Origin of the sequence: Bradyrhizobium sp., from assembly GCF_030654605.1 — a bacterium.
Taxonomy (GTDB): domain Bacteria; phylum Pseudomonadota; class Alphaproteobacteria; order Rhizobiales; family Xanthobacteraceae; genus Bradyrhizobium.
In genome coordinates this window covers 41,556-66,134 of the sequence record NZ_JAURXB010000060.1, presented here as the reverse complement: position 1 = coordinate 66,134, position 24,579 = coordinate 41,556, and the positions used below count along the sequence as shown (strand labels likewise).

The window sequence follows — 24,579 nt, the reverse complement described above, 5'->3', positions numbered from 1 at the left end:
CCTCGAACGAAACGGCCTCATCCGGCGCCAACCAGGCGTCGCTCGAAGCATCCAAATCCTCGTGGCTCCAGAAGACTTACCCATCCTGAACTGGCTCGGAATCAACCAGTCAAAATCACTGTGACGAGGTACTAGCCCATGGCCAAAGTCGCCTTCATCGGTTTGGGGCGCATGGGCCATGGCATGGCCGGCCGCTATCTCGACGCCGGTTTCAGCGTCGCGGTGTGGAACCGGAGCAAGGCCAAGGCCGAGGACCTGATCGCGCGCGGCGCGCAATGGGCGACGTCGCCGGAAGATGCCGCGATTGGCGCCGATGCGGTCGTGACCATGGTTGCCGACGACGAGGCGTCACGCGCGGTGTGGCTGGCGAAAGACGGCGCCGCCGCGACCATGAAGGCCGGCACGCTGGCGATCGAATGCTCCACGGTTTCCTACCGCCACGCGCTCGAAATGGCGCGGGTGCTTCGCGAACGCGGCATCGTTTACATCGACAGCCCCGTTACGGGTTTGCCGGACGCGGCGGCGGCGGGCAAGCTGACGCTGCTGGTCGGCGCCGATCCGGCCGATCTCGAGCGGGCGCGGCCTTTCCTGACCCCGCTGTCGACGACCATCCGGCATTTCGGCGCGGTCGGGTCAGGCACGGTCTACAAGCTGATCAACAATTTGATGGGCGCGATCCAGATCGCCGGGATCGCCGAGGGCCTTGCGATGGCGGAGCAGGCCGGTCTCGACATGAAGCTGGTGCTGGAGGCGGTGGAGAGCGGAGTGGCCGCCAGCCCGCAGGTGATCCGGCATTCGAAGCGCATGGTGGAGCGGAACTTTGCCGGCGCGACGTTCACGGCGTCGCTGCGCCAAAAGGACGCCGCCTATGCGGTGGCGCTGGCCGAGAGCCTGCTGCGTGACGTCCCCATCATGGGCCGCGCCGCGGTTGCCGCCTATGACCGTGCCAAAGCCCATGGTCCCGACGACGACGAAGGCAAGATGATCGAGATCGTCTCGCGGCCCAAGTCCGACAATGCGCGATAGTTTTTTTGTTCTGACGCGTTTTTTACGCGAACCGATACCCACTTCGCTCGAAAACGCTGCGATTGCATCGCACCAAATCTTCGCTTCGGCTTTAGTTCTATTTGAACCTGTCACGTTCCGCGGCCTAGTATTGGCGCTGCGCTGTTGCAGCCAATCCATTCATTCGCCGCGAGGGGTCGTCATGAAAGTTGTTCCCATTCTGCTTGTTGGAATTGCGCTTGTCCTTGCCGGATGCGGCAGGGATCCCGGACCGAAGGGCGAGCGGGGCGCGGACGGCCCACAGGGCGCCCAAGGCATTCAAGGGATCGCCGGCGCCCAGGGGCAGCCCGGCCCGCAAGGTCCCGCGGGACCGCCTGGACCGCAGGGACAGCCCGGCGCGCAGGGTGCGCAAGGACCTCAGGGACCGCAAGGCGCCCCCGGCAGCAAGGGCGACAAGGGTGATGCCGGTGCTGCCGGCTTGAGGGTTGTGCAGGGGGACGGCGCGGCAAGCTGCGAGGTGAACGAGACCCTGGTGTCGGTGTTCTGTCCGGGTGGCGGCGCGGCTGACGGCGCGAAATGCTCGACGCCCCCAACCGTCGGCCTCTGCTTGCGCAAGCCGTAGCGGCACGCGCCGCTGCCTCATGGTGAGGAGCGCGTTCGGACAGCGCGCCTGCGCTGTCCGGCGCGCGTCTCGAACCATCTGGCATATCGCCCGCTGCCATGCTTCGAGACGCCGCGCGAAGCGGGCGCGGCTCCTCAGCATGAGGGTAGGTTGTTGCGGGAAATCGGGTGGCCGATGCGCCGGCTTTCGGGGTAAGCGATGGGCCTGATCACGCAGGCACCCACCGCCATGACGCCGACCGACCAGCGAATCGACATCAGGGACTGGTCGCTGCTTGCGGTGCTTTCGGTGCTGTGGGGCGGCTCGTTTTTCTTCAACGGCGTCGTGCTGCGGGAACTGCCGCCGCTGACGGTGGTGCTGCTGCGGGTCGCGCTCGCGGCCCTGGTTCTTCTGCCGGTGCTGTGGGCGTACAAAATCAGGTTGCCGCGGACAGTGGCGGGCTGGAAGCCCTTCTTCGCCATCGCGCTCCTCAACAACGTGTTGCCGTTCTCGCTGATCGTCACCGGACAGACTTATGTTTCGAGCGGGTTGGCCTCGATTCTGAATGCGACCACGCCGCTGTTCACCGTGTTGGTGATGGCGGCAGCCGGCGACGAAAGATTGCTGGCACGTCGTGTCGCGGGCGTCGTCATCGGGCTGATCGGGGTTGCCATCCTGCACGGCCAGCACCTTGGCTTCAGCAGCGGCCAGGGGTTTGGCATCCTGCTCTGCCTCGCCGGCGCGTTCAGTTACGGGCTGTCGGCGCTCTATGCGCGACGAAAACTGTCGGACTCGCCGCCGCTGGCGACCGCGACGTTCCAGATGATGGCCTCCACGCTGATGATGGCGGTCATCGCCGGCGTGGTCGAGCGTCCCTGGCAACTGCCGATGCCGGGCGTCACGACATGGCTGGCGTTGCTCGGGCTCGCGGGCCTGTCGACCGCGCTGGCCTACATCGTATTCTTTCAGATTCTGCGGCGGTCGGGCCCGACCAATGTCATGCTGGTGACGCTGTTGATTCCCGTCACCGCGATCCTGCTCGGCTATCTCGTGCTCGGCGAAACCATGACGCTTACCGAGATCACAGGCGCGCTGGTGATCGGCAGCGCGTTGCTGGTGATCGACGGGCGCGCGCTTGGGTTCATCAGGGGCGTTGTTTCCATTCCGAAAGCCAGCCGGTAAACCTGCCGCTGTCGCGCTCGCCGCCGTGCCAGGCCGCGGTGACCGTGCCGTCATCGGCCACCAGCAGCACCGCGTCGAGGCCTTTCGAGCGCCGCAGCGTATCGATCGCCTGGTGCGGCGTCTGCGCGATGGGCCCTGCGACATTGAACGAGGTGTTGACGGAGATCTCGACGCCGATGTGGCGGCCGAGCGCCTTCAGATAGGCGTAGGTGAGGGGATCGTCGTCCGGCCGCACGATCTGGATCCGGCCGGTGCCGTCGGCGTGGATGACAGCCGGAATTTTTTCGCGCGAGCCCGGCTTCGATGGCGCGGTCAGCACCATGTAGTTGTAGGCGTTGTAGCCGGCGTCGGAGGCCCCCTCGTGCAACTCGAAATATCGGTGAGCCGCCTCCAGCGTCGCCATCGGCGCCAGCGGGCGGATCGCCTCGCGGTACTTTACCCGTTCGTTGAGCCGCTCGCGCGCGTGCGCGTCGCACGGGTTGGCAAAGATCGAGCGATGCCCGAGCGCGCGCGGCCCGGTCTCGGCGGCGCCCTGATACAGCGCGATGATGCCGCTCCGTGCCACGATGTACGCCATCAGATCGGCCACGGCGTCGCGCCCCTCTGATGTCGAGATGTCTCCGATTTGTCGTGACGCGATGTCGGCGGCCTGCAGCGCGGTTGCGATGTCTTGATGCCGTGGCGGCATGCCGCAATAGAACGCATGCGTCATCGGGGCACCCCGGGGCGCGCCCGCCAGATGCGCGAACAGCCAGGCCGCGCCGATGGTGACGCCGGGATCGCCGGGTATCGGCGGCACCCACAGGTGCAGGCGGGCCTCGCGCTGCTGGTGCTTCGCGAACCACGCCGCGTCGAAATGCTCCAGCAGCCGCATGTTGCCGACGGCGTTCAGCGCCACGCCGCCGGTCAGCACCAGCCGGCTCGCGCCGGTCAAGCGCAGCAGGTGGTCGATGACATGGATCATGGCGTCCTCGAACACCAGCTGCGTCGCGGCGGCCTTGTTCAGGCGATCCCTCGTGTCGGGCCGGTGCGTGATGTCCTCGACCCGCAGCACCGCGTCGGGATTCCACAGCTGGTCGGGTTTCAAGGGCTCGCCGAGGATGTCGATCAGGGGCGCCTTGTAGGGATGATCGAACGGGTCGCAGTACCAATTGGCGAGCGCGCGGTTGACCCGGACCTCGCCATCAGCACCGAAATCCAGCACCTCGCGCAGCCGCCCGTAATACGGATTGCTGGCGCGGTTCATGTCGCCCCATGCGGCGGCGCCCATGTAGCGGCCCTCGCTGGACAGCCAGGTCCAGCCGCCCTGGGTCGATGAAATCACGCTGTAGAAGGCGCCGAGCGAGTCGAACATGCTGTCGTTGCAGCTGAGCTGCCGCATCGCGCCGTTTTCGGCGACATAGAGCGAGATCGATCCGTTGTCGCCGGTGCCGTCGAGCACCGCGATCGCGACGGGTTCGCCATCATCGGCGAACGGCGATGCCGCGAACGAAAACCAGGCATGGTTGTCATGGTGCGGCAGGCAGATCAGCGGCACCCGCTCGGCAAGCCCGAGCTGCCGTCCGAGAATTTTTGGCGTCCGCGTCATCTGGTCGAGCCGGCGACCGTCAAAACCGGCGGCCTCCGTGGTGCGCAGCAGTTTCAGGCTCTGCGGCACTTCCTCCAGCACCGAGCGGGCGATGGTGCCGGCCAGGGTCGGATAATCCCAGCTGGTGAGCCAGGCGTCGATATCCCCGATATCGCGGCCGATTCCGCGCAGCGTGGCCACCATGGCGTCGATCGAATGGCGCGGATATTCTGTCGTGTGCTTGTTGCCGGAGAAGCGCTCTTCCTCGTTGTTGACGATCAGACGCGGCCCATTGGCCTGCGTCACCTCGACCAGCGCCACGCCTGAATTGTGGGTGCCGGGCGGCCCCAGCCCGGCCAGATACACGGTCTCGCCGCGTTGCAGTTTTTCCCGGACATGCGCGATGCGCCGGTCGGCGAATTGCGAGCCGAGCTGATGAAAGCCCGCAGCCGCGAACAGCCGCGCGCTGAGCCATCGCGCGGCGCGGAATCCGGCGGCGCCGAGCCGTGGATGTCTGGGACCAATTCGCTTGTTCGGCGGGCTCAACGGACGGTGCCTCGGGCAGGGGACTGGAATCGTTGCGTGGTCGCATCAATCATAATTGGAGTGGCGCAACAATGCCTGCCGGCGATGTCGAGCACTGACGGGGGTGGTCGCTACGCGTGCGGCACGCGCATCCGGTGCGCCCCCTCTCCCGCTCTTGCGGGGGAGGGCTGGGGTGGGGGCTCTCTCAGATTGCTCGGGAGCAAAATATTTGCACCGCCAGATACGGCGACTGCATCGAACAGTGTACGCGTTGAGGCAGCCCCCACCCCGACCCTCCCCCGCAAGAGCGGGAGAGGGGGCGCCCCGATCGCGGGGATGAGGTCGGCGGACTATTCGGAAATGTCCGGCTCCACCAGCGCCTGGAGCTGGTTGAGCGATTGCTGCCAGCCGAGATAACACGATTCAACCGGAATGACCGCCGGCAGGTTTGCCTGTTCGATGTTGATCTCGGTGCCGCAGGCAACAGCCCTCAGGATCACGGTGACCTCCATGACGCCGGGTAGATTGGGATCGTCGAAGCGGTCCGTGTAGCGAATGCGCTCGTTGGGCACGATCTCCAGATATTCGCCGCCGAACGAATGGCTCGACCTGGTCGTGAAGTTGGTGAACGACATCCGGAACGTGCCGCCGACTTTGGCATCGAGATGGTGGACCTTGCACGTGAAGCCGTGCGGCGGCAGCCATTTGGCCATGGCGTCCGCATCGAGAAAGGCGCGAAAGAGCTTCTCCGGCTTCGTGGCGAAGACGCGATGCAGACGAACGGTATTTCCAGACATGTGAAACTCCCTGGCCGAGCGGATTTGCTCGGTGTTCTGCTGCAAGGACGTTTGACCTTCCAGGCGACCGACATCGATGCCAGGGATTTTCAAGCCATGAATTTTGGGAGAATTTCTCGGCGCGTTTTAGATGGCCAAGAGCCGACCGAAAGAAGAGCGCTTCGACGAAGAGCCGGGATGCCGGATGCTAGCCGGAACTCAACCGCACGCCGGCGCGCAAAAATTTCTGCGGGTCGACCGCGTCGCCATCAATGCGGGTTTCGTAATGCAGATGCGGACCGGTGGAGCGGCCGGTCGAGCCGACGGCGCCGATCACCTGTCCGATCTTGATGAGGTCGCCGACCTTGACGTTGATTTCCGACAGATGGCCGTAGCGGGTCGACAGCCCGTTGCCGTGGTCGATCTCGATCATGCGGCCATAGCCGCCCTGCCAGCCCGAAGTGACCACTTTGCCGTTTGCGGTCGCGCGCACCGGGTCGCCCGTGGCGGCGCGGAAATCGAGGCCGGTATGCATCGCGGGGCGACCGAGGAACGGATCGCTGCGGACCCCGAAGCCCGAGCTGAACTCGACTTCGCCGATCACGGGCTTGCGATAGGGCACCAGCGCCAGCGTGCGGTTGAGACGCTCGACCTGGCTGCGGGTGGTGTTGATCCGGTAAAGCTGGCGTTCGAAGGCGCTCGCATCCGGACCCAATTTGACCGGAACGAACGGGCCGCCGACGCCGGCGCGCGGGGTCGCGGCTTCCAGCTGCGCCATGTCGAGGCCGAGATCGCTGATGACGCCGCGCATCCGGCGCATGCGCGATTCCATGCTCTCCTCGACCGAAGAAAGCGCCGCCATCTGGCGGCCCTCGACCTTGTCGAGCGAGGACTGCAGGCGCAGCACGACGTTGTCGAAACCCTGCACCTTGGCGAACTGGTTCGGCTGGACTTTGGCCACCACGGGCGCGCGCGATTCCAGCCGCGCTTCGCGATCCGGCGGCGTCACGAAGATCACGGTGTCGCTGATCGGCGACGGTTTCGGTGTTCCCGGCACCGTCTCGATAGCCGCGGCGCCGCGCGCCGGCGGCCGGATCGATCCGGTGACGCCGGCGTCCGGAATGGCGCCGAGCGCGGTGGCGCGCGATTCCAGGGTGGTCTGGCGCTTCATGATCTGGTCGAGCTTCTGGTCGAATTGTTCCTGATCGAGCAGCTGGCGGCTGGTGGTGCGGTCGACCTTGGCGCGCAGTTCGGCGATCCGGTCTTCATAGGCGTATTGCATCTCCGCCTGACGCGCGATCAGCCGGGTCAGAACGTCATCGCGGAAGGCGAAATAGGTCGCGGTTGCCGCCGACCACATCCCAAGCACGGTCACCGTGCCGACCACGATCCAGAACGCCACCGGTCCAAAGCGGACCTGCTTGCCGGCGTGGACCAGGGTGTAGCCGTCCTGCTCCTGCGTCGCCGGGGCCACCGGCGTGCGATTCGCGGGGCGGCGAGGGGGAGTCCTGCCATGGTCATGCGGATGGTGCTGGGGATACTCGGAATAATGACCGGAACGGTACGACATCGGCACTCCCGCGCCGGTCGGAAATGAGCTCCGTACGGCTGAATTGGCGCGGGTGATTTGACCGGTTCATGGTTAATTTTCAGCGAATGGAACCGGATAAATCTTACAGCGCGCGCACCGCCGCGAGCACCTCGTCGGCATGGCCGTCGACCTTCACATGGCGCCAGATCCGGATGATCCGGCCGTCGGCGCCGATCAGAACCGTTGTGCGAAGAATACCCAGGAAAGTCCTGCCATACATCGATTTTTCGCCCCATACGCCATACGCATCCAGCATCTCATGTTGTTCGTCTGAAACCAGAGGGGTGACCAGTTCGTGCTTGTCGCGAAAGGCCTCCTGGGCCTTCAGCGGGTCGGCCGACACGCCCAGCACGGCGGTCCGGCTTTCGGCAAACGCACCCGACAGCCGGCTGAAGTCGATGGCCTCCTTGGTGCAGCCCGGTGTGTCCGCGCGCGGATAGAAAAACAGCACCAGGTTCCGGCCCTTGAAGTCGCGGAGCGAGACCGAATCGCCGCCGTCGCGGGGCAGGCGGAAGGCGGGCGCCCTGGTCCCCTCGCTGAGGCCGAGCTGGCGCGGCGCGGCCGGTTTTGGGGCGGGGGCCTTGTCCATCGGCGGCGTCACGACCGGCGGTTTCGGCGCGGCCGCCTTCGATGCGGTCACGACGGGCGCAACCGATTCGCTGTGGCGAATCGCCTTTAACGGTTTCGATGCGGCCTTATGCGATGCTTTGGCAGGAGTGTTACCGGGATTCTTGCTGGCGCCGCTGGCTGATGTCTTGACCGTCGCCTTGATGGTTTTCGCCTGACCTGTTTTGGCCGCCGTGCCGGTCGATTTTTTGGAAGTGTTCTTCGACGTGTTCTTCGACGTGTTCTTGGGCGTTTTCTTCGGCTTGCTGGTGGTCTTGGCGCCGGCTGGCTTCGAAGCGGGGGTTTTGGGGGATTTCTTGCGCGTTTTCTTGGACATACGCCTTCCTTTCGTCGCTTTCGGCGGATCAATCATGGGGGTATTGCGGGGCTTGTCCCGGGATGCGGGAACAGGTCCCGCAGCTGGGCAAATCTGATGACCCCGGAGTATGGTGGCAGGGAATTCGACGCAAGCTCCGGCCCCTCGTTGAACAGGCTCCTTGGGCCCGATGACGAGTAACAGTATTAATCGAGGATTGGCAGCAGTGCCGACACGGGAGCGCTCGTACCATGTGGACGAGCGCGGCCTTGGCGGCGATCCATCTTACAATGAGCGCCAGCACCGAGAGGCAATGGCCAGGAAAACGTCGCCCAGAACGTCGAACCAAGGGTCCAGTCCGCGTGCTGACGTCCAGTCCTCGCAGTGGGACGATGCCGATTGGGATCAGGACCATGACGAGGCGGCGCGCCACCGCGCGCGCCGGCTGTTGTCGCGTTCCAACTCCGGCTTTCACCGGCTGGGCGATCGTTTCGGAAGCTTGCGCCGTTGGGTCTCGGGCGAACGCTGGGTCAAACGCCTCGCCGTCGTCAGCGCGGTTCTGCTGGTAATCTTCGGCGGCTGCTTCGGCGGGCTGTGGTGGCGGCTCGGCGCCGGTCCGATCAATCTCGAGATGGCGACGCCCTGGCTGGCGGCGGCGATCGAGGAAAATATCGGCCACGGCAACACCGTCGAGGTCGGCGGCACCCAGATCGAGCGGGCCGGGCGAATCCGCATCGCCGTCCGCATCCGCGATATCGTGGTCAGGGACAGCGACCGCGTTATCGTCGCGGCCGCGCCGAAGGCCGAGGTGAAGCTTTCCGGCACCGCTTTGTTGATGGGACGGCTTCGCGCCGAGAGCCTCAATCTGGTCGATGCCGAACTAGCGGTCCGGATCTCGCCTGATGGCACCGTCACGGTTTCGGCCGGCGACACCGCCAAGCCACTCGCCACCGGCGTGGCCTCGAAAAAGGAAGCAGGGCTGGCGCCGACATTTCCGCGCCAGATTCCCGCGATGCCGCCAGCAAGCCCGTCGCCATCTTCGCCCGGCGCCACGACCGCGCCCGCGGCGCCGGTTCCCGACACCTCGCAGAGCGGTCTGCTCGCCGGCCTCGACTGGCTCGACAGCCTGAGCCTGACCGGGCTCGACGGGCAAAACCTCAACGAGATCGGCCTGAAGAACGGTAACCTTGTCGTCGACGACCAGCAGCGCGGCAACAAATGGACGTTCGAAAATATCAGCCTCAGCATGCGCCGGCCGAGTGGCGGCGGGGTGGCGATCAGTCTCGGTGAAGAAGGCAGCCGCGCCTGGTCGCTTCGCGTCGTGGTCGGAGCTCCCGCCAACGGGGTGCGATCGGTCGACATCCGCGCCACCAACGTGCCCACGGCCAATATTCTGCTGGCGATGCGGCTGAAGGACCTGACCTACAGCGCGGACCTGCCGCTGACCGGCGAGCTGAAGGGCGAACTCGGGCGCGACGGCCTGCCGACCTATTTCCGCGGCAAGGTAACCGCGGGCGCCGGGCACATCATCGACAGCGATACGCCTGACTATCCGATGGCGATCGATTCGGCCGAGATCAATGTCGAATGGGATTCCGGACGGCGCGTGCTGGTGGCGCCGTTCAAGATTATTTCCGGCGCGAACCGGGTCACGCTGTTGGCGCATCTCGAGCCGCCGAACGGCAATGTCGCCGAATGGCAGCTGGGATTTTCCGGCGGCACCATCGTGCTGTCGGGGGCGGACAACGAACAACCCCTGATTTTCAATCGCATCGCCATTGGCCTTCGCTTCGACACCGACCGCAAGCGCGTGCTGCTGACGCAGGCGGATATCAGCAACGGCGAGATCGGCGTCGCCGGCACCGGCAGTGTCGAATATTCCGGCGAGCCGCGCCTGACGCTGGGTTTTGCGGGAACGCCGATGTCGGCGTCGGCGCTGAAGCGGATGTGGCCGATCCTGATCGTTCCCGAGGTCCGCGAATGGGTGATCGAGCGGGTCGAACGCGGCTCGCTGCAGCGCATCGAGGTCGGCGTCAACTCGCCGGTTCGAAATCTGTCGCGGCGAGGACCCCCGATCCCGGATGACGGTCTTGCCGTCAACATCGTCGCGTCAGGCGTGACCTTGCGGCCGGTGGACGAAATGCCGCTGGTACGCGACGCCGACCTGAAGGCCCGGGTGACCGGCCGCACGGCGACCGTCACCATCGGGCAGGCTGCGTCCGATACGCCGACCGGGCGCAAGCTGAACATCACCGATTTCGTCTTCGAAGTGCCGGACATGGCGCCGAAACCGTCACCGGCGAAGATCCGGTTCCGGATCGATGGCCCGGTGCCCGCGATGGCCGAAATTCTCGCATCCGACCGCCTCAGCGAGTTTTCCGGCACCCTGATCGATCCCAATTCGAGCAAGGGCACGGTCAGCGCTCTGGTCACGCTCGGCCTGCCGGTCAAGGGCTCGCTCAGCAAGGCCGACACCACCTTTGCCATCTCGGCCGATCTGGCAGGTTTCTCCGCCGACAAACTGGTGATGAACCAGAAGCTTGAATCGAATGCGTTGAAGGTCACGGCCAATAACGCCGGCTATCAGGTCAAGGGCGAGGTCAAGATCAACGGGCAATCGGCCTCGCTGGATTATCGCAAGCCGAACGAGGGCGATGCCGACATTAAACTGCAGGCGACGCTCGACGACGCCAGCCGCGCCCGGCTCGGGTTCGATCTCGGCCCCGCCGTCACCGGCAACATTCCACTCAAGCTGTCGGGCAAGATCGGCGAAACCAGCCGGATGGGCATCGAGGCCGATCTGACTGCGCTGAAGCTCGACAATATCCTGCCGGGCTGGGTCAAGCTGCCGGGCAAGTCGAGCCGGGCGGTTTTCAACGTGGTGCAGAAGCAGCAATCCACGCGGCTCGAGGACATCGTGATCGACGGCGGCGGCGTTTCGATCAAGGGGTCGCTCGAGGTCGACCAGAACGGCGATCTGATCAATGCCAACTTCCCGACCTATTCGCCGTCCGAAGGCGACAAGACCTCGCTCAAGGCCGACCGCACCCCCGATGGGGTGTTGAAAGTGACGATGCGCGGCGATGTGTTCGACGGCCGCGGCTTCCTGAAGTCGGCCATGTCCGGCAAGGACGCCGACCCCAAGAGCAAGACCAAGAGCATCGATTTCGATGTCGACCTCAAGCTCGGCGCGGTGGCCGGCTTCTACGGTGAGGCGTTGCGCAGCGTCGACGTCAAGTTCTCGCGGCGCAACGGCGCGATCAAGAGTTTTACGCTGAGCGGCAAGCTTGGCCGCGATACGCCGCTGACGGCGGATTTGCGCCGCCCGCAGGGGCGCGAGCTGATCTATCTCGAAACCGCCGACGCCGGCGCGTTCCTGCGCTTCTCCGATACCTACGCCAAGGTGGTCGGCGGCCAGCTCAGCCTGGCGATGGATCCGCCGACGGTCGAGCCCAGCGCGAAAGAGGGCCTGATCAATGTCCGCGATTTCTCCATCAAGGGCGAGGCCTCGCTGGATCGCGCGGTGGCCGGCGGGCCGGCCGGCGCGCAGAGCGGCGTTTCCTTCTCGCGCGTGCGCGCGGAATTCACCCGGCAACGCGGGCAGCTCACGATCCGGGAAGGCGTCCTCAAGGGCCCGATGATCGGCGGCACCATCGAAGGCAATCTGGATTTCCCCGGCAACCAGGTGCGCATGAGCGGCACCTTCGTGCCGATGTACGGGCTGAACAATGCGTTCGGCCAGATTCCGCTGCTCGGGCTGATCCTCGGCGGCGGCAGCAACGAGGGGCTGATCGGAATGACGTACGAGATCGTCGGCACGCCGAGCCAGCCGGTGCTCCGCGTCAACCCGATTTCGGCGATGGCGCCCGGCGTGCTCAGGAAGATCTTCGAGTTCAACACCGGCAAGCAGAACAACCCGATCGAGTTTCCGCCGAACAACTGATTCCGTCGTTCCTCGTCATCGCGAGGAGCAAAGCGACGAAGCAATCCATTGCAACGGCATCCGAGCTATGGATTGCTTCGCTGCGCTCGCAATGACGGTTTAATTCGCTCACCGCCTCAGCGCCGGCACCACCAGGAACGGGATCAACCCCAGCACCACATTGACCAGCGCGAATGCGATCAGCCAGTTGTAGCCCTGGGTCCAGTCGTGGATCAGGCCGCCGGCCCAGGAGCCCAGTCCGGAGCCCAGCCCGCTGCCGATCGAAATCGTGCCGAAGATGGTGCCGACCCGCTCGCCCCTGAAAATGTTGAGCGCGGTCGCCGTGATCAGCGGCCCGCGCGAACCGATCATGCTGCCGAAGCAGAGGATAAAACCCGTCAGCAGCCAGTAGTTCGGATAATACTGAATGAGCCAGAGCAGGATGAGTCCGACGATCGAGACGCCGTAGCTGAACAGCACTGAAGGCCGGCGGCCGATGATGCCGTCCAGGGTCGAGATACCGAGCATGCCGAACAGCGTCAGGATGCCGGAAAAGCCCCAGGCGGTGGCCGCCTGCAACGGCGGAAATCCGGCGTCGATCAGATAGGCGACGATCTGCGCGGTGATCGCGTACATCGCCACCGCGGTGAAGAAGAAGGTGCAAAACAGCGCCCAGAAGGCGTGATGGCGGATTGCGCTGCCGAGCGTCCAGCCATTGTCGACGAAGTCAGCATCGGTTTTTCGGGCGATGTGCGGCGAGCCGGTGGCGAACAGCCGCCACGGCAGCACCAGCAGCGGCAGCAGCAGGCACAGCGCGACGATCCCGAACAGCTGGTAGGCATCGCGCCAGCCGATCCGGTCGATCAAGAGTTGCGAGGCCGGCAGCAGCACGAATATGCCGGCGCCGGTCGCCGAATACAGGATCGCCATCGCGGTCGGCAGCCGCGGGCCGAACCAGCGGCCGAGCAGGATTGAATTCGGCACATTGCCGATCAGGGCGATGCCGAGCCCGACGCAGAGCCCGACGCTGAGCTGAACCTGCCAGAGATGCTGCGCATGCGCCGCGACCAGGAACGCGGCGCCGAGCAGGAACAGCCCGAGCGAGTAGACGGCGCGAGGGCCGGAGCGGTCGAACAGCCGGCCGATCAGCGGCGCGGTCAATCCTCCCGCCAGCCAGGTCAGCGAATAGACCGAGACCACCTCGGCGCGGTCCCAGCCGAAATCTTCCGATATCGGTTTGAGGAATACCGTAAAACTCTCGCCGAGGCCGCGGCCCAGCACCGACAGTGCAAAGCACAGCGCGAGCACGTTGAGCGCCACCCGCGCCGGCTTCAGCGGTTTTGTCGGCGCATCCTCCCGTGGCGTATTCTGATCCATGGGAGAAGGGAGCGCGTTTCCGCGGCCCCTAGCAAGCGCATATAGCGAATGCGCCTATGCAGGCTTGAGCAGGACGTGGCGCTTGCGGCCCATGGACAGTTTGATCACGCCTTCGGGGGTGAGGTCCTTCGGCGTCAGCGACATCTTCTCGTCGCTGACGGCGGTGTCGTTGACGCGCAGGCCGCCGCCCTTGATCTGACGCCGTGCCTCGCCATTGGAGGCAACCAGGCCGGTCTTGACGAATGCCGCCAGCACGCCAAGCCCGGCCTCCAGCTCGGCGCCCGAAATCTCGATCGTCGGCAGGTTCTCGGCGTGCGTGCCTTCCTCGAAGGTCTGGCGCGCGGTTTCCGCCGCGGTGTTGGCGGCGTCGCGGCCATGCAGCAGCGCGGTCGCTTCCGTCGCCAGCACCTTCTTGGCTTCGTTGATCTCGCCGCCCTGCAACGCCGCAAGCCTGGCGATCTCGCCCATCGGCAGGATCGTGAACAGTTTTAAAAATTTCACCACGTCGGCGTCTTCGGCGTTGCGCCAGTATTGCCAGAAATCGTACGGGCTGAACTGGTCGGCATTGAGCCAGACCGCGCCCTGGGCGGTCTTGCCCATCTTTTCGCCCGACGCCGTCGTCAGCAGGGGCGTGGTCAGCGCGAACAATTGCGGCGTGCCCATGCGGCGGCCGAGGTCGACGCCGTTGACGATGTTGCCCCACTGGTCCGAGCCGCCCATCTGCAACCGGCAATCGACACGGCGCGACAGTTCGACGAAATCGTAGGCCTGGCAGACCATGTAGTTGAATTCGATGAAGCTCATCTCCTGCTCGCGCTCGAGACGCAGCCGCACCGAATCCATCGTCAGCATGCGGTTGACCGAGAAATGCCGGCCGATGTCGCGCAGCATCTCGATCCAGTTCAGTTTCGTGAGCCATTCGGCGTTGTCGAGCATCACCGCGTCGCTGGACCCTTCGCCATAGCGCAGCACCTTGGCGAACACGCCGCGGATGCTGGCCTTGTTGGCCTCGATCTCCGCGACGGAGCGGATGGCGCGCGATTCGTCCTTGCCGGAGGGGTCGCCGACCATCGTGGTGCCGCCACCCATCAAGGTGATCGGCTTGTTGCCGCTCTGCTGCAGCCAGTACAGCATCATCATGGTGAGGAAGTTGCCGATATGCAGGGACGGCGCGGTGCAGTCGTAGCCGACATAGGCCGTCGCCTGGCCCTTCGCGGCGAGCGCGTCGAGGCAGTCGAAATCGGAGCATTGGTGGACGAAGCCACGTTCCTGCAGGACGTTCAGAAAATCAGATTTAAAAGCAGTCATTTGTGTGCGACTCTGATCATTCTTATTTCACGGTAATTGTAACTGTTTGCGGAACCCGGACGGATTAGGCTGCTGCAAGCATGTGCGCTGTGGCATTATAAGATGTGCTGGTTTGACACAAGCCGGGCTTCACCGGAGGGGTGCCCCAATCGGGCACGATGGCAATGATGCTGACGGCAGTCGGTCTGATGAGCGGCACCTCGCTCGACGGGGTCGACGTCGCCCTGATCGAAACCGACGGCAAGCGGGTGAAGTCGTTCGGCCCGTCCGGCTACCGGGCCTATACCGCCCACGAGCGCGGCCTGTTGCGGCAGGCGCTGACCGAGGCCGTCAACCTGTCGCAGCGCGATGCCCGGCCGGGCATCCTGGGCGAGGCCGAGCGCGCCGTGACCCAAGCCCATGCCGAGGCGGTCGCCAGCTTTACCTCGCAGCACCACATTACCCGCGAAAACATCGATATCGTCGGCTTTCACGGCCAGACCGTGCTGCACCGGCCGGCGCAGAAATTGACCGTGCAGATCGGCGATGCCACCGCGCTGGCGAAGGCCATCCATATCCCCGTCATGTACGATTTCCGCGCCGCCGATGTCGAAGCCGGCGGGCAGGGTGCGCCGTTCGTGCCGGTCTATCACCGCGCGCTGGCGCAATCGCTGGAGCGCGAGGGCCCGATCGTCGTGGTCAATATCGGCGGCGTTTCCAACATCACCTATATCGACGGCAATGACGTCCTGATCGCCTGCGATACCGGGCCGGGCAACGCGCTGCTCGACGACTACATGTTCCGCAAGATGAACCAGCCGTTCGATTGCGAGGGCCGCCTGGCGGCCCAGGGCGCGGTCGATGTGCCTTGGGTGATCCGGGCGCTGGAGCATCGGTTCTTTGCGCTGCCGCCGCCGAAATCGCTCGACCGCAACGATTTTGCCTCGCTGGTGCTGCGCGAGATGCCGCCCGCCGATGGTGCGGCGACCCTGACCGCGTTCACCGCGGAAGCCATCGCCCGCATCGTGCCGCTGCTGCCGAAGGAGCCGAAGAGCTGGATCGTGGCCGGCGGCGGCGCCCGCAACCTCACTTTGCTGCGGATGCTGCGCGAGCGTCTTGCGCCTGCGACCGTCGAATCCGCCGACGCGCTGGGCTGGTCGGCCGACGCCATCGAGGCGCAGGCGTTCGGCTTTCTGGCCGCGCGCGGCCTGAAAGGCCTGCCGCTGAGCTATCCCGCCACCACGGGCGTGCCGATCCCGATGACCGGCGGGGTGATCGCGCGGCCGTGATCAGGATGCAGGTGCATCGATCTTGACAGTTTCATGCAAGTGCATTTAGTTTTATGCATCTGCATGAAACTGCGAGAACGATCATGGTCACGCCCCTGAAACTCATCAGCCACAAACTCTGTCCCTATGTGCAGCGCGCGGTGATCGCGCTGAACGAGAAGGGCGTTGACTTCGAGCGGGTCGATATCGATCTCGCCAACAAGCCGGACTGGTTTTTGAAGCTCTCGCCGCTCGGCAAGACGCCGGTGCTGCTGGTCGGCGACACCGCGATCTTCGAGTCGGCCGTCATCCTCGAATATCTGGAGGAGACGCAGCCGCAACCGCTGCATCCGGCCGATGCCCTGACCCGCGCCGAACATCGCGGCTGGATCGAATTCGGCTCGGCGGTGCTGGGCGACATCGCGGGCTTCTATGCCGCCAAGGACGAAGCCACGTTCAAGGCCAAGACGGCACAGCTCGAACAAAAATTCGCACGGCTCGAGACGCGTGTCGCGGCGGCGCCATGGTTCGACGGCGAAAACTTCTCGCTGGTCGATGCCGTGTTCGGTCCGGTGTTCCGCTATTTCGATCTGTTCGACGAGATAGCCGATTTCGGCATTTTCGCCAACAAGCCGAAGCTCGCGCGCTGGCGCAAGGCGCTGGCGGCGCGGCCATCGGTGCGATCGGCGGTCGGCGCGGACTATCCGGCGCTGCTGCGCGATTTTGTCGAGCGGCGGGAGTCGTGGTTGTCGGGTTTGCAGGCGCGGGCCCGCGCGGCGTGACGTTTGTGGGCGGGCAACTACAGCAAAGCTGTCGTCGCCCGGCTTCGACCGGGCGATCCAGTATTCCAGGAACGTTGGTTTTCAATCGAGAGGCCGCGGCGTACTGGATCACCCGCTTTCGCGGGTGACGACGGCTGGTCTGATGCCGCGATCGGGGCCTTGGCCAACGGCTGAACTCAGCGAACGTTGGCGAGCCGCATGTCGAGATAGCCGGTCACCGTTTCCATCAGCGGCTGCAATTTGCCGTCGAAGAAATGGTTGGCGCCCGGGATGATCTGCTGATCGATGACGATGCCCTTCTGGGTCTTGAGCTTCTCGACCAGGGTGTTGACGTCCTTCGGCGGCACCACCGCATCCTTCTCGCCATGCACGATCAGGCCCGAGGACGGGCAGGGCGCGAGGAACGAGAAGTCGTAGAGATTGGCGGGCGGTGCGATCGAGATGAAGCCTTCGACCTCGGGCCGGCGCATCAAGAGCTGCATGCCGATCCAGGCGCCGAACGAGAAGCCGGCGACCCAGCAGGCGCGCGCTTCCGGATTGATGGTCTGCGCCCAGTCGAGCGCGGAGGCGGCATCGGACAACTCGCCGGTGCCGTGGTCGAACGAACCCTGGCTGCGGCCGACGCCCCGGAAATTGAAGCGCAGCACCGAAAAGCCGCGATGCGCGAAGGCGTAGTAGCACTGGTAGATGATCTGGTGATTCATCGTGCCGTGAAACTGCGGATGCGGATGCAGCACCATCGCGATCGGGGCGTTCTTCTGCTTGGCCGGGTGATAACGGCCTTCGAGGCGGCCTGCGGGGCCGGTGAAGATGACTTCAGGCATTTTGATTCCTCGGCAAAATCAACCGCCTTTGGGCGGCCTCATCCGGCGTGTTCGCCAATGAAGCCTTGCAGAGTTAAAGGGGCGGATCAGGCGTCGTTTGGCGCGATGCGAACGGCGCTCGGTGAACTGGAGGCCGCGTTCTAGCATGAGGCGAGGGGCCAAAAGCAAGCTTCTTGAACATCTCGCAGTGCGTTCAACGCGTTAGCGTTTGCGATTGTCAGGCGACGGCGTGATCCCCACTTGCGATAAGGGTGCCCGGGGTCGGTTTTGGCGGCGGCCGTCGCGTATGCGTCTTTAAGGTAATATAGTACTACCATGCTTGACCGGATCTATCTCGACTGGAACGCGACCACGCCGCTGCGCCCCGAGGCCAGAGAGGCGATGGCGGCGGCTTGGGATCTCAGCGGAAATCCCTCGTCGGTCCACGCCGAAGGCCGCCATGCCCGCCGGCTGGTCGAGGAGGCGCGGGCCAGGGTCGCCGGCGCCGTCGGCGCCTCGCCGCGCAACCTCGTCTTTACGTCCGGTGGAACCGAGGCCAATGCGCTGGCGCTGACGCCCGGGTTGCGGCGGGGGTCGGGAACTCCCGTCGAACGACTGCTGGTGTCGGCCATCGAGCACGCCTCGGTGCTGTCGGGCGGCCGATTTGCGGCTGAGGCGATCGAACAGGTCGGCGTTATCAGGGCGGGATTGCTGGATCTCGATCGCCTGCGCGCGATGCTGGCGGGCGGTGCCCCGGCGCTGGTCTCGGTGATGCTGGCCAACAACGAAACCGGCGCGCTTCAGCCGGTGGGTGAAGCCGCTGAGATCGTACATCAAGCAGGTGGCCTGCTGCACGTCGACACGATCCAGGCCTTTGGAAAGATACCGTTTGATATCAATGATTTGGCCGCCGATCTGGTGACGCTTTCTGCGCACAAGATCGGCGGCCCCAAGGGCGTCGGCGCCCTGATTTTGGCGGACGGCGTGCTTGGCCTCGAGCCGGTGCTGCGGGGCGGCGGTCAGGAACTCGGCCGCCGGGCTGGAACCGAGAACGTGGCGGGAATCGCCGGGTTCGGCGCGGCGGCGCAGGCCGCCATGGTGACGCTGGAACATGACGCAGCCCGTCTCGGAGCGCTGCGAAGCCGGCTTGAAGGCGGCTTGCGGCGGACCCCCGGGATCATCGTGTTCTCCGGCGAGGTCCCCCGACTGCCCAACACCGTCCTGTTCACGATTCCCGGGCTCAGGGCGGAAACCGCCGTGATCGGCTTCGATCTCGCCGGTATTGCGGTATCATCGGGTTCGGCCTGTTCCTCGGGCAAGGTTCAGCCTTCCCACGTGCTGGAGGCCATGGGATTCGGTCCCGAACTCGCCCAGGGAGCTGTGCGTCTCAGTCTGGGCTGGTCCACGACATCCCGGGACGTTGATCGATGCCTCGAGGCTTGGCTTAAGCTTGCCGGTACACTACGTAAGGATAGCGACGAAACACTGCTTGAACGGTTCTAAGGCAGGTGATTTCCTCGAAGAAACATCGTAAAGCTTATTGGAATGATCCACACCGCGGTCCTTGAAACCGCGAGCGGAGGATGGAATGGCGGCCGTACAAGAGACCGTTGATCGGGTTCGCCGGATCGACGTCGATCAATATCGTTATGGATTCGAGACGCTTATCGAGTCCGACAAGGCCCCGAAGGGGCTGTCGGAAGATACCGTCCGCTTCATCTCCGCGAAAAAGAACGAACCGGCGTGGATGCTGGAATGGCGCCTGGAGGCGTATCGCCGCTGGCTGACCATGACGGAACCGAAATGGGCCCGGGTCGACTATCCCACGATCGATTACCAGGATCTCTATTACTACTCGGCGCCGAAGCCGAAGAAGACCATCGGCTCACTCGACGAGATCGACCCTGAAATCCTCGAAACCTACAAGAAGCTCGGCATTCCCCTGCGTGAGGTAGAGGTGCTGGAAGGCGTGGTGCGCCCGGAAGGCGAGCGCCGTATCGCGGTCGATGCCGTGTTCGATTCGGTCTCGGTGGCCACCACGTTCCAGAAGGAACTGAAGCAAGCCGGCGTGATCTTCATGCCGATCTCGGAGGCAATCCGCGAGCATCCCGAACTGGTGCGGAAGTATCTCGGCACCGTGGTGCCGACCTCCGACAACTATTTCGCGACGCTGAATTCGGCCGTGTTCTCCGACGGCTCGTTCGTCTACGTGCCGCCGGGCGTGCGCTGCCCGATGGAACTGTCGACCTATTTCCGCATCAACGAGCGCAACACCGGCCAGTTCGAGCGCACCCTGATCATCGCCGACAAGGGCGCTTACGTCAGCTATCTCGAAGGCTGCACCGCGCCGCAGCGCGACGAGAACCAGCTGCACGCCGCCGTGGTCGAGCTGGTCACGCACGACGACGCCGAGATCAAATATTCGACGGTGCAGAACTGGTATCCCGGCAATTCCGAAGGCAAGGGCGGCATCTACAATTTCGTCACCAAGCGTGGCGATTGCCGCGGCAACAATTCGAAGATTTCCTGGACCCAGGTCGAAACAGGCTCCGCCATCACCTGGAAATATCCGAGCTGCATCCTGCGCGGCGACAATTCGCGCGGCGAATTCTACTCGATCGCGATTTCCAACGGCCACCAGCAGGTCGATTCCGGCACCAAGATGATTCACCTGGGCAAGAACACGACCAGCCGGATCATCTCCAAGGGCATCGCCGCGGGAGTGTCGCAAAACACCTATCGCGGCCTCGTCACCGCACATCGCAAGGCCACCGGCGCGCGTAACTTCACCGCCTGCGACTCCCTGCTGATCGGCGACAAATGCGGCGCGCACACCGTGCCCTATATCGAGGCGAAGAATTCATCCGCGCTGTTCGAGCATGAAGCTACCACCTCGAAAATCTCGGAGGACGTGCTGTTCTACTGCGTGCAACGGGGCTTAAGCCAGGAAGAAGCCGTCGGCCTCGTGGTCAACGGTTTTGTGAAGGACGTGCTGCAGCAGCTGCCGATGGAGTTCGCGGTGGAAGCGCAGAAGCTGATCTCGATCAGCCTCGAAGGAAGTGTGGGGTGACGGTTTTGATGCCGTCATTGCGAGCGCAGCGAAGCAATCCATTGCGCGAAAAAAGCTGGATTGCTTCGTCGCAACGGCTCCTCGCAATGACGAAAATCTCTCGGTCGGTTTCTTAAGGACAATTCCATGTCTCTACTCGAAGTCAAAAATCTGCAGGTCCGTGTCGAGGAACGGGAAATTCTCCACGGGCTGTCGCTCACGGTGAACCCGGGCGAGATCCACGCCATCATGGGGCCGAACGGCTCCGGCAAGTCGACGCTGAGCCACGTGATCGCCGGCAAGCCGGGCTACGAAGTCACCGGCGGCGAGATCCTGTTCAAGGGCGAGAATCTGCTGGAGATGTCGCCCGACCAGCGCTCCGCCAAGGGCGTGTTCCTCGCATTCCAGTATCCGGTGGAGATCCCGGGCGTCGCCACCATGACGTTCCTGCGCACCGCGCTGAACGCGCAGCGCAAGGCGCGCGGCGAGAGCGAGTTCTCCACGCCGGACTTTCTGAAGAAGGTGCGCCGCGTCGCCGCGTCCCTCAACATTCCGCAGGACATGCTGCGCCGTGGCGTCAATGTGGGGTTCTCCGGCGGCGAGAAGAAGCGCAACGAGGTCTTGCAGATGGCGCTGTTCGAGCCCAGCCTGTGCATCCTCGACGAGATGGATTCCGGCCTCGACATCGATGCGCTCAGGGTCGCCGCCGACGGCGTCAATGCGCTGCGTTCACCCGATCGCGCCATGGTGGTGATCACGCATTACCAGCGGCTGTTGAACTACATCGTGCCGGATTTCGTGCACGTGATGTCGAAAGGCAAGGTCGTGAAGAGCGGCGGCAAGGAACTGGCGCTGGAGCTGGAAACGTCCGGCTACGCCCAGTTCGAAGACGCGGCTTGAGCAGATTGCGGATTTTGTGATGAACGTAGTACTGGCCAAGACCGAAACCGCCAATGCCACAAGCGATGTCATCGCTGTGGCGCGTGACCGGTTGCCCGGCACAGGCAAGGTTGCCGATCTGAGAAGGCAGGCGCTGGAAGCCCATCAGCGTCTGGGTCTGCCGCACCGGCGGATCGAGGACTGGAAATACACCGATCTGCGCGTGCTGATGCGCGAGGTGCTGCCGCTGGCGGCGGCGCCGGATGCCGAGGCGCTGAAGCGTGCGGCAGCCGCTCTAAAACTTCACGCCATCGCAGGTGTGCGCCGGATCGTGCTGGTGGACGGCGTGTTCGCGCCGACACTGTCCGAGACTTCCGATCTCGGCAAAGACATCAACATCCGCACGCTGCGCGAGGTGCTGGAAGCCGGCGATGCCGCGCTGCAGGCGCAACTGTTCGCGCCCGACAATTCCGATGCCATGGTGGCGCTCAACAGCGCGATGATGACGGATGGAATCGTGATCGAGGTCGCCGACAACGCGGCCATCGCGCTGCCGCTGCATATCGTCCATATCGCCAGCGGGGCCGCACCCGCGGCGATGTTCACGCGCTCCCTGATCCGCGTCGGCAAGCACGCCGGCGCCACCCTGGTGGAAAGCTATATCGGCGCCGAGGGCGCGAAAGCCTATCAGGTCCATGATTCCCTGATCGTTGCGATCGGCGATGGCGCGCGGCTCGACCATGTCCGCCTGATCGAGGACAGCCGCGAGGCGTTCAATATTTCCTCTGCGGTCGTGACGCTCGGCGCCAACGCGCATTTCAACACCTTCGGGATGAATAACGGCTCGCTGGTCAGCCGCTATCAGGCCGTCATCTCGGTGGCGGGCGAGGGCTCCCGGGTCGAGACCAACGGCGTCAACCTGCTCAACGGCCGCCAGCACGCCGACACCACGCTGTTTCTCGATCACGCGGTGCCGAACTGTTCGAGCCGCGAGATTTTTCGCGCCGTGGTCGACGACCGCGGCCATTCGGTGTTCCAGGGCCGCATCATCGTCCGCCCCAGGGCGCAGAAGACCGACGCCAGGATGATGACCCGGGCGCTGCTGCTGTCCGACGAGGCCGAGGCCGACAACAAGCCGGAACTGGAAATCTTCGCCGACGACGTGACGTGTGGACACGGCGCCACCACCGGCGCGCTCGACGACAGCCTGCTGTTTTACCTGCGCGCGCGCGGGCTTTCCGAAAAGGAAGCCCAGGCGCTGCTGATCCAGGCTTTCGTCGGCGAAGCGATCGAGCAGATCGCCAATGAAGCACTTCGCGAACTCGCGATATCGGCGGCCCAGCGCTGGCTGGCGGCACGGGGTTGACCATGCATCCAGCGGTCCTGAACGGTTCATATGATGTCGCGAGGGTGCGGGAGGATTTTCCCGCGCTGGCGCTCGAGATCTACGGCAAGCCGCTGGTCTATCTCGACAACGCGGCCTCGGCGCAAAAGCCCAATGCGGTGCTCGACCGCATGACGCAAGCCTACAGAAGCGAATACGCCAACGTGCATCGCGGGCTGCATTACCTCGCCAATGCCGCGACCGAAGCCTATGAAGGCGGCCGCGAAAAGGTCGCAAAATTTCTCAATGCCGGCCGCACCGAGGAGATCATCTTCACCCGCAACGCCACCGAGGCGATCAACCTCGTGGCGTCTTCCTGGGGTGAGCCCAATGTCAAGGCCGGCGACGAGATTGTGCTCTCGATCATGGAGCATCATTCCAACATCGTGCCCTGGCATTTCCTCAGGGAGCGCCACGGTGCTGTGATCAAGTGGGCGCCGGTTGACGACGAAGGCAATTTCCTGATCGACGAGTTCGAGAAGCTGTTGACCGATCGCACGAAACTGGTCGCGATCACGCAGATGTCGAACGCGCTCGGCACCGTCGTGCCGGTCAAGGAAGTGGTAAAACTGGCGCATGCCCGCGGCATCAAGGTGCTGGTCGACGGCAGCCAGGCCGCCGTGCACATGGCGATCGACGTGCAGGATATCGATGCCGATTTCTACGTCTTCACCGGCCACAAGCTGTACGGCCCGACCGGCATCGGCGTGCTCTATGCCAAGCACGAGCATCTGGTGGCGATGCGGCCCTTCAACGGCGGCGGCGAGATGATCCGCGAAGTGGCCAGGGACTGGGTCAGCTACGGCGATCCGCCGCACAAATTCGAGGCCGGGACACCCGCGATCGTGGAATCGATCGGGCTGGGAGCCGCGATCGATTACGTCAATTCGATCGGCAAGGAGCGCATTGCCGCGCACGAGCACGATCTGTTGACCTATGCCCAGGACCGGCTGCGCGAAATCAATTCGCTGCGCGTGATCGGCACCGCGAAGGCCAAGGGCCCGGTGATTTCGTTCGAAATGAAGGGCGCGCATGCCCACGATATCGCCACCGTGATCGACCGGCAGGGCATCGCGGTGCGCGCCGGCACCCATTGCGCGATGCCGCTTTTAGAGCGGTTCAACGTGACGGCGACGTGCCGCGCCTCATTCGGGATGTATAATACCCGTGAAGAAGTCGACCATCTGGCACAGGCGCTGATCAAGGCCCGGGAACTGTTTTCATGACCGACACCATCGAAGCCAAAAACCTTGAAGCCGGTCTGGAGGACAAGATCAGCAACATGGAAACCAGTTCGGCGCTGCCGCCCGAGGAGACCGAACGTCTCGGCGGCGAAATCGTGGCTGCGCTGAAAACCGTGTTCGATCCGGAAATTCCGGCTGACATCTACGAGCTCGGCCTGATCTACAAGGTCGACATCAAGGACGACCGCTCGGTCGACGTCATGATGACGCTGACGACGCCGAACTGTCCGGCGGCGGGCGAACTGCCGCAGATGGTGGAGAACGCGGTCGCCAGTGTTCCCGGCGTCGGCATGGTCAATGTCAATCTGGTCTGGGAGCCGGCGTGGACGCCGGATCGCATGACCGACGAGGCGCGCCTCGTCCTCAATATGTGGTGAAGCGTTAGTGCAGTGGGGCTTAACTTTTCAAGCGACGA

General features: G+C 64.3%; 19 protein-coding genes. 12 read left to right on the top strand and 7 right to left on the bottom strand.

All coding sequences use genetic code 11. The features are described 5' to 3' along the window. Nucleotides 1-138 precede the first annotated feature (138 nt). The 3 genes from Q7U29_RS05225 (at nt 139) to Q7U29_RS05215 (ending at nt 2,788) form a co-directional block, all read left to right on the top strand. A complete protein-coding gene (locus tag Q7U29_RS05225) occupies nt 139-1,026 on the top strand; it encodes an NAD(P)-dependent oxidoreductase (protein WP_304739210.1) in 888 nt (295 codons plus the stop codon). Between the two features lie 181 nt (nt 1,027-1,207). Continuing rightward, the gene (locus tag Q7U29_RS05220) at nt 1,208-1,627 is read left to right on the top strand and encodes a hypothetical protein (RefSeq protein ID WP_304739208.1); all 420 of its coding nucleotides are present in this window, start codon (nt 1,208-1,210) and stop codon (nt 1,625-1,627) included. 228 nt (nt 1,628-1,855) lie between these two features. Beyond that, entirely contained in the window at nt 1,856-2,788 is a 933-nt protein-coding gene (locus tag Q7U29_RS05215) for a DMT family transporter (RefSeq protein WP_304739220.1), read from the top strand. On the opposite strand, the gene Q7U29_RS05210 is transcribed toward Q7U29_RS05215, so the two are convergent. The 4 genes from Q7U29_RS05210 to Q7U29_RS05195 form a co-directional block, all read right to left on the bottom strand. Continuing rightward, nucleotides 2,751-4,901, bottom strand: a complete 2,151-nt coding sequence (locus Q7U29_RS05210) for a carbamoyltransferase C-terminal domain-containing protein (protein WP_304739206.1) — start codon at nt 4,899-4,901, stop codon at nt 2,751-2,753. The two genes, Q7U29_RS05215 and Q7U29_RS05210, sit on opposite strands and share 38 nt — an antisense overlap. A 329-nt stretch (nt 4,902-5,230) precedes the next feature. Next, nucleotides 5,231-5,677 carry an SRPBCC family protein gene (locus Q7U29_RS05205; protein WP_304739204.1) on the bottom strand — a complete coding sequence of 149 codons (447 nt, stop codon included), beginning with the start codon at nt 5,675-5,677 and terminating at the stop codon, nt 5,231-5,233. A gap of 187 nt (nt 5,678-5,864) precedes the next feature. Continuing rightward, nucleotides 5,865-7,226: a M23 family metallopeptidase gene (locus tag Q7U29_RS05200; RefSeq protein ID WP_304739202.1), complete on the bottom strand. Its 1,362-nt coding sequence runs from the start codon at nt 7,224-7,226 to the stop codon at nt 5,865-5,867. Between the two features lie 103 nt (nt 7,227-7,329). Further along, nucleotides 7,330-8,190 carry a redoxin domain-containing protein gene (locus tag Q7U29_RS05195; protein ID WP_304739201.1) on the bottom strand — a complete coding sequence of 287 codons (861 nt, stop codon included), beginning with the start codon at nt 8,188-8,190 and terminating at the stop codon, nt 7,330-7,332. Between the two features lie 169 nt (nt 8,191-8,359). Between Q7U29_RS05195 and Q7U29_RS05190 the strand changes: the two genes are divergently transcribed. Continuing rightward, complete coding sequence (locus tag Q7U29_RS05190; protein WP_304739199.1) at nt 8,360-12,112, top strand: DUF3971 domain-containing protein; 3,753 nt, start codon at nt 8,360-8,362, stop codon at nt 12,110-12,112. Between the two features lie 108 nt (nt 12,113-12,220). On the opposite strand, the gene Q7U29_RS05185 is transcribed toward Q7U29_RS05190, so the two are convergent. Further along, complete coding sequence (locus Q7U29_RS05185) at nt 12,221-13,468, bottom strand: MFS transporter (protein ID WP_304739197.1); 1,248 nt, start codon at nt 13,466-13,468, stop codon at nt 12,221-12,223. A gap of 54 nt (nt 13,469-13,522) precedes the next feature. Continuing rightward, a complete protein-coding gene (gene tyrS, locus Q7U29_RS05180) occupies nt 13,523-14,776 on the bottom strand; it encodes a tyrosine--tRNA ligase (RefSeq protein ID WP_304739196.1) in 1,254 nt (417 codons plus the stop codon). Nucleotides 14,777-14,940: 164 nt separating this feature from the next. Here tyrS and Q7U29_RS05175 point away from each other — a divergent pair, with 164 nt between their 5' ends. Both Q7U29_RS05175 and Q7U29_RS05170 read left to right on the top strand, forming a co-directional pair. After that, a complete protein-coding gene (locus Q7U29_RS05175; RefSeq protein WP_304739194.1) occupies nt 14,941-16,044 on the top strand; it encodes an anhydro-N-acetylmuramic acid kinase in 1,104 nt (367 codons plus the stop codon). A gap of 83 nt (nt 16,045-16,127) precedes the next feature. After that, complete coding sequence (locus Q7U29_RS05170) at nt 16,128-16,805, top strand: glutathione S-transferase family protein (RefSeq protein ID WP_304739192.1); 678 nt, start codon at nt 16,128-16,130, stop codon at nt 16,803-16,805. A gap of 176 nt (nt 16,806-16,981) precedes the next feature. Here Q7U29_RS05170 and Q7U29_RS05165 read toward each other — a convergent pair whose 3' ends face one another. Beyond that, entirely contained in the window at nt 16,982-17,629 is a 648-nt protein-coding gene (locus Q7U29_RS05165) for an alpha/beta hydrolase (protein ID WP_159009389.1), read from the bottom strand. Between the two features lie 315 nt (nt 17,630-17,944). On the opposite strand from Q7U29_RS05165, the gene Q7U29_RS05160 reads away from it, so the two are divergent. The 6 genes from Q7U29_RS05160 to Q7U29_RS05135 all read left to right on the top strand — a co-directional run bounded on the left by Q7U29_RS05160 (nt 17,945) and on the right by Q7U29_RS05135 (nt 24,541). Next, nucleotides 17,945-19,111: a cysteine desulfurase family protein gene (locus tag Q7U29_RS05160; protein WP_304739190.1), complete on the top strand. Its 1,167-nt coding sequence runs from the start codon at nt 17,945-17,947 to the stop codon at nt 19,109-19,111. Nucleotides 19,112-19,196: 85 nt separating this feature from the next. Next, the gene (sufB, locus tag Q7U29_RS05155) at nt 19,197-20,678 is read left to right on the top strand and encodes a Fe-S cluster assembly protein SufB (RefSeq protein ID WP_304739188.1); all 1,482 of its coding nucleotides are present in this window, start codon (nt 19,197-19,199) and stop codon (nt 20,676-20,678) included. A 126-nt stretch (nt 20,679-20,804) separates the two neighbouring features. Further along, nucleotides 20,805-21,557 (top strand): Fe-S cluster assembly ATPase SufC, encoded by a 753-nt coding sequence (gene sufC, locus Q7U29_RS05150; RefSeq protein WP_304739186.1) that lies wholly within the window; start codon nt 20,805-20,807, stop codon nt 21,555-21,557. A gap of 19 nt (nt 21,558-21,576) precedes the next feature. Continuing rightward, complete coding sequence (gene sufD / locus Q7U29_RS05145; protein WP_304739184.1) at nt 21,577-22,902, top strand: Fe-S cluster assembly protein SufD; 1,326 nt, start codon at nt 21,577-21,579, stop codon at nt 22,900-22,902. After that, complete coding sequence (locus Q7U29_RS05140) at nt 22,899-24,146, top strand: cysteine desulfurase (protein WP_304739182.1); 1,248 nt, start codon at nt 22,899-22,901, stop codon at nt 24,144-24,146. The genes sufD and Q7U29_RS05140 overlap by 4 nt, the downstream gene beginning before the upstream one ends. Further along, entirely contained in the window at nt 24,143-24,541 is a 399-nt protein-coding gene (locus tag Q7U29_RS05135) for an SUF system Fe-S cluster assembly protein (protein WP_304739180.1), read from the top strand. Before Q7U29_RS05140 ends, Q7U29_RS05135 begins: the two co-directional genes overlap by 4 nt. The last annotated feature ends 38 nt before the right edge of the window (nt 24,542-24,579 follow it).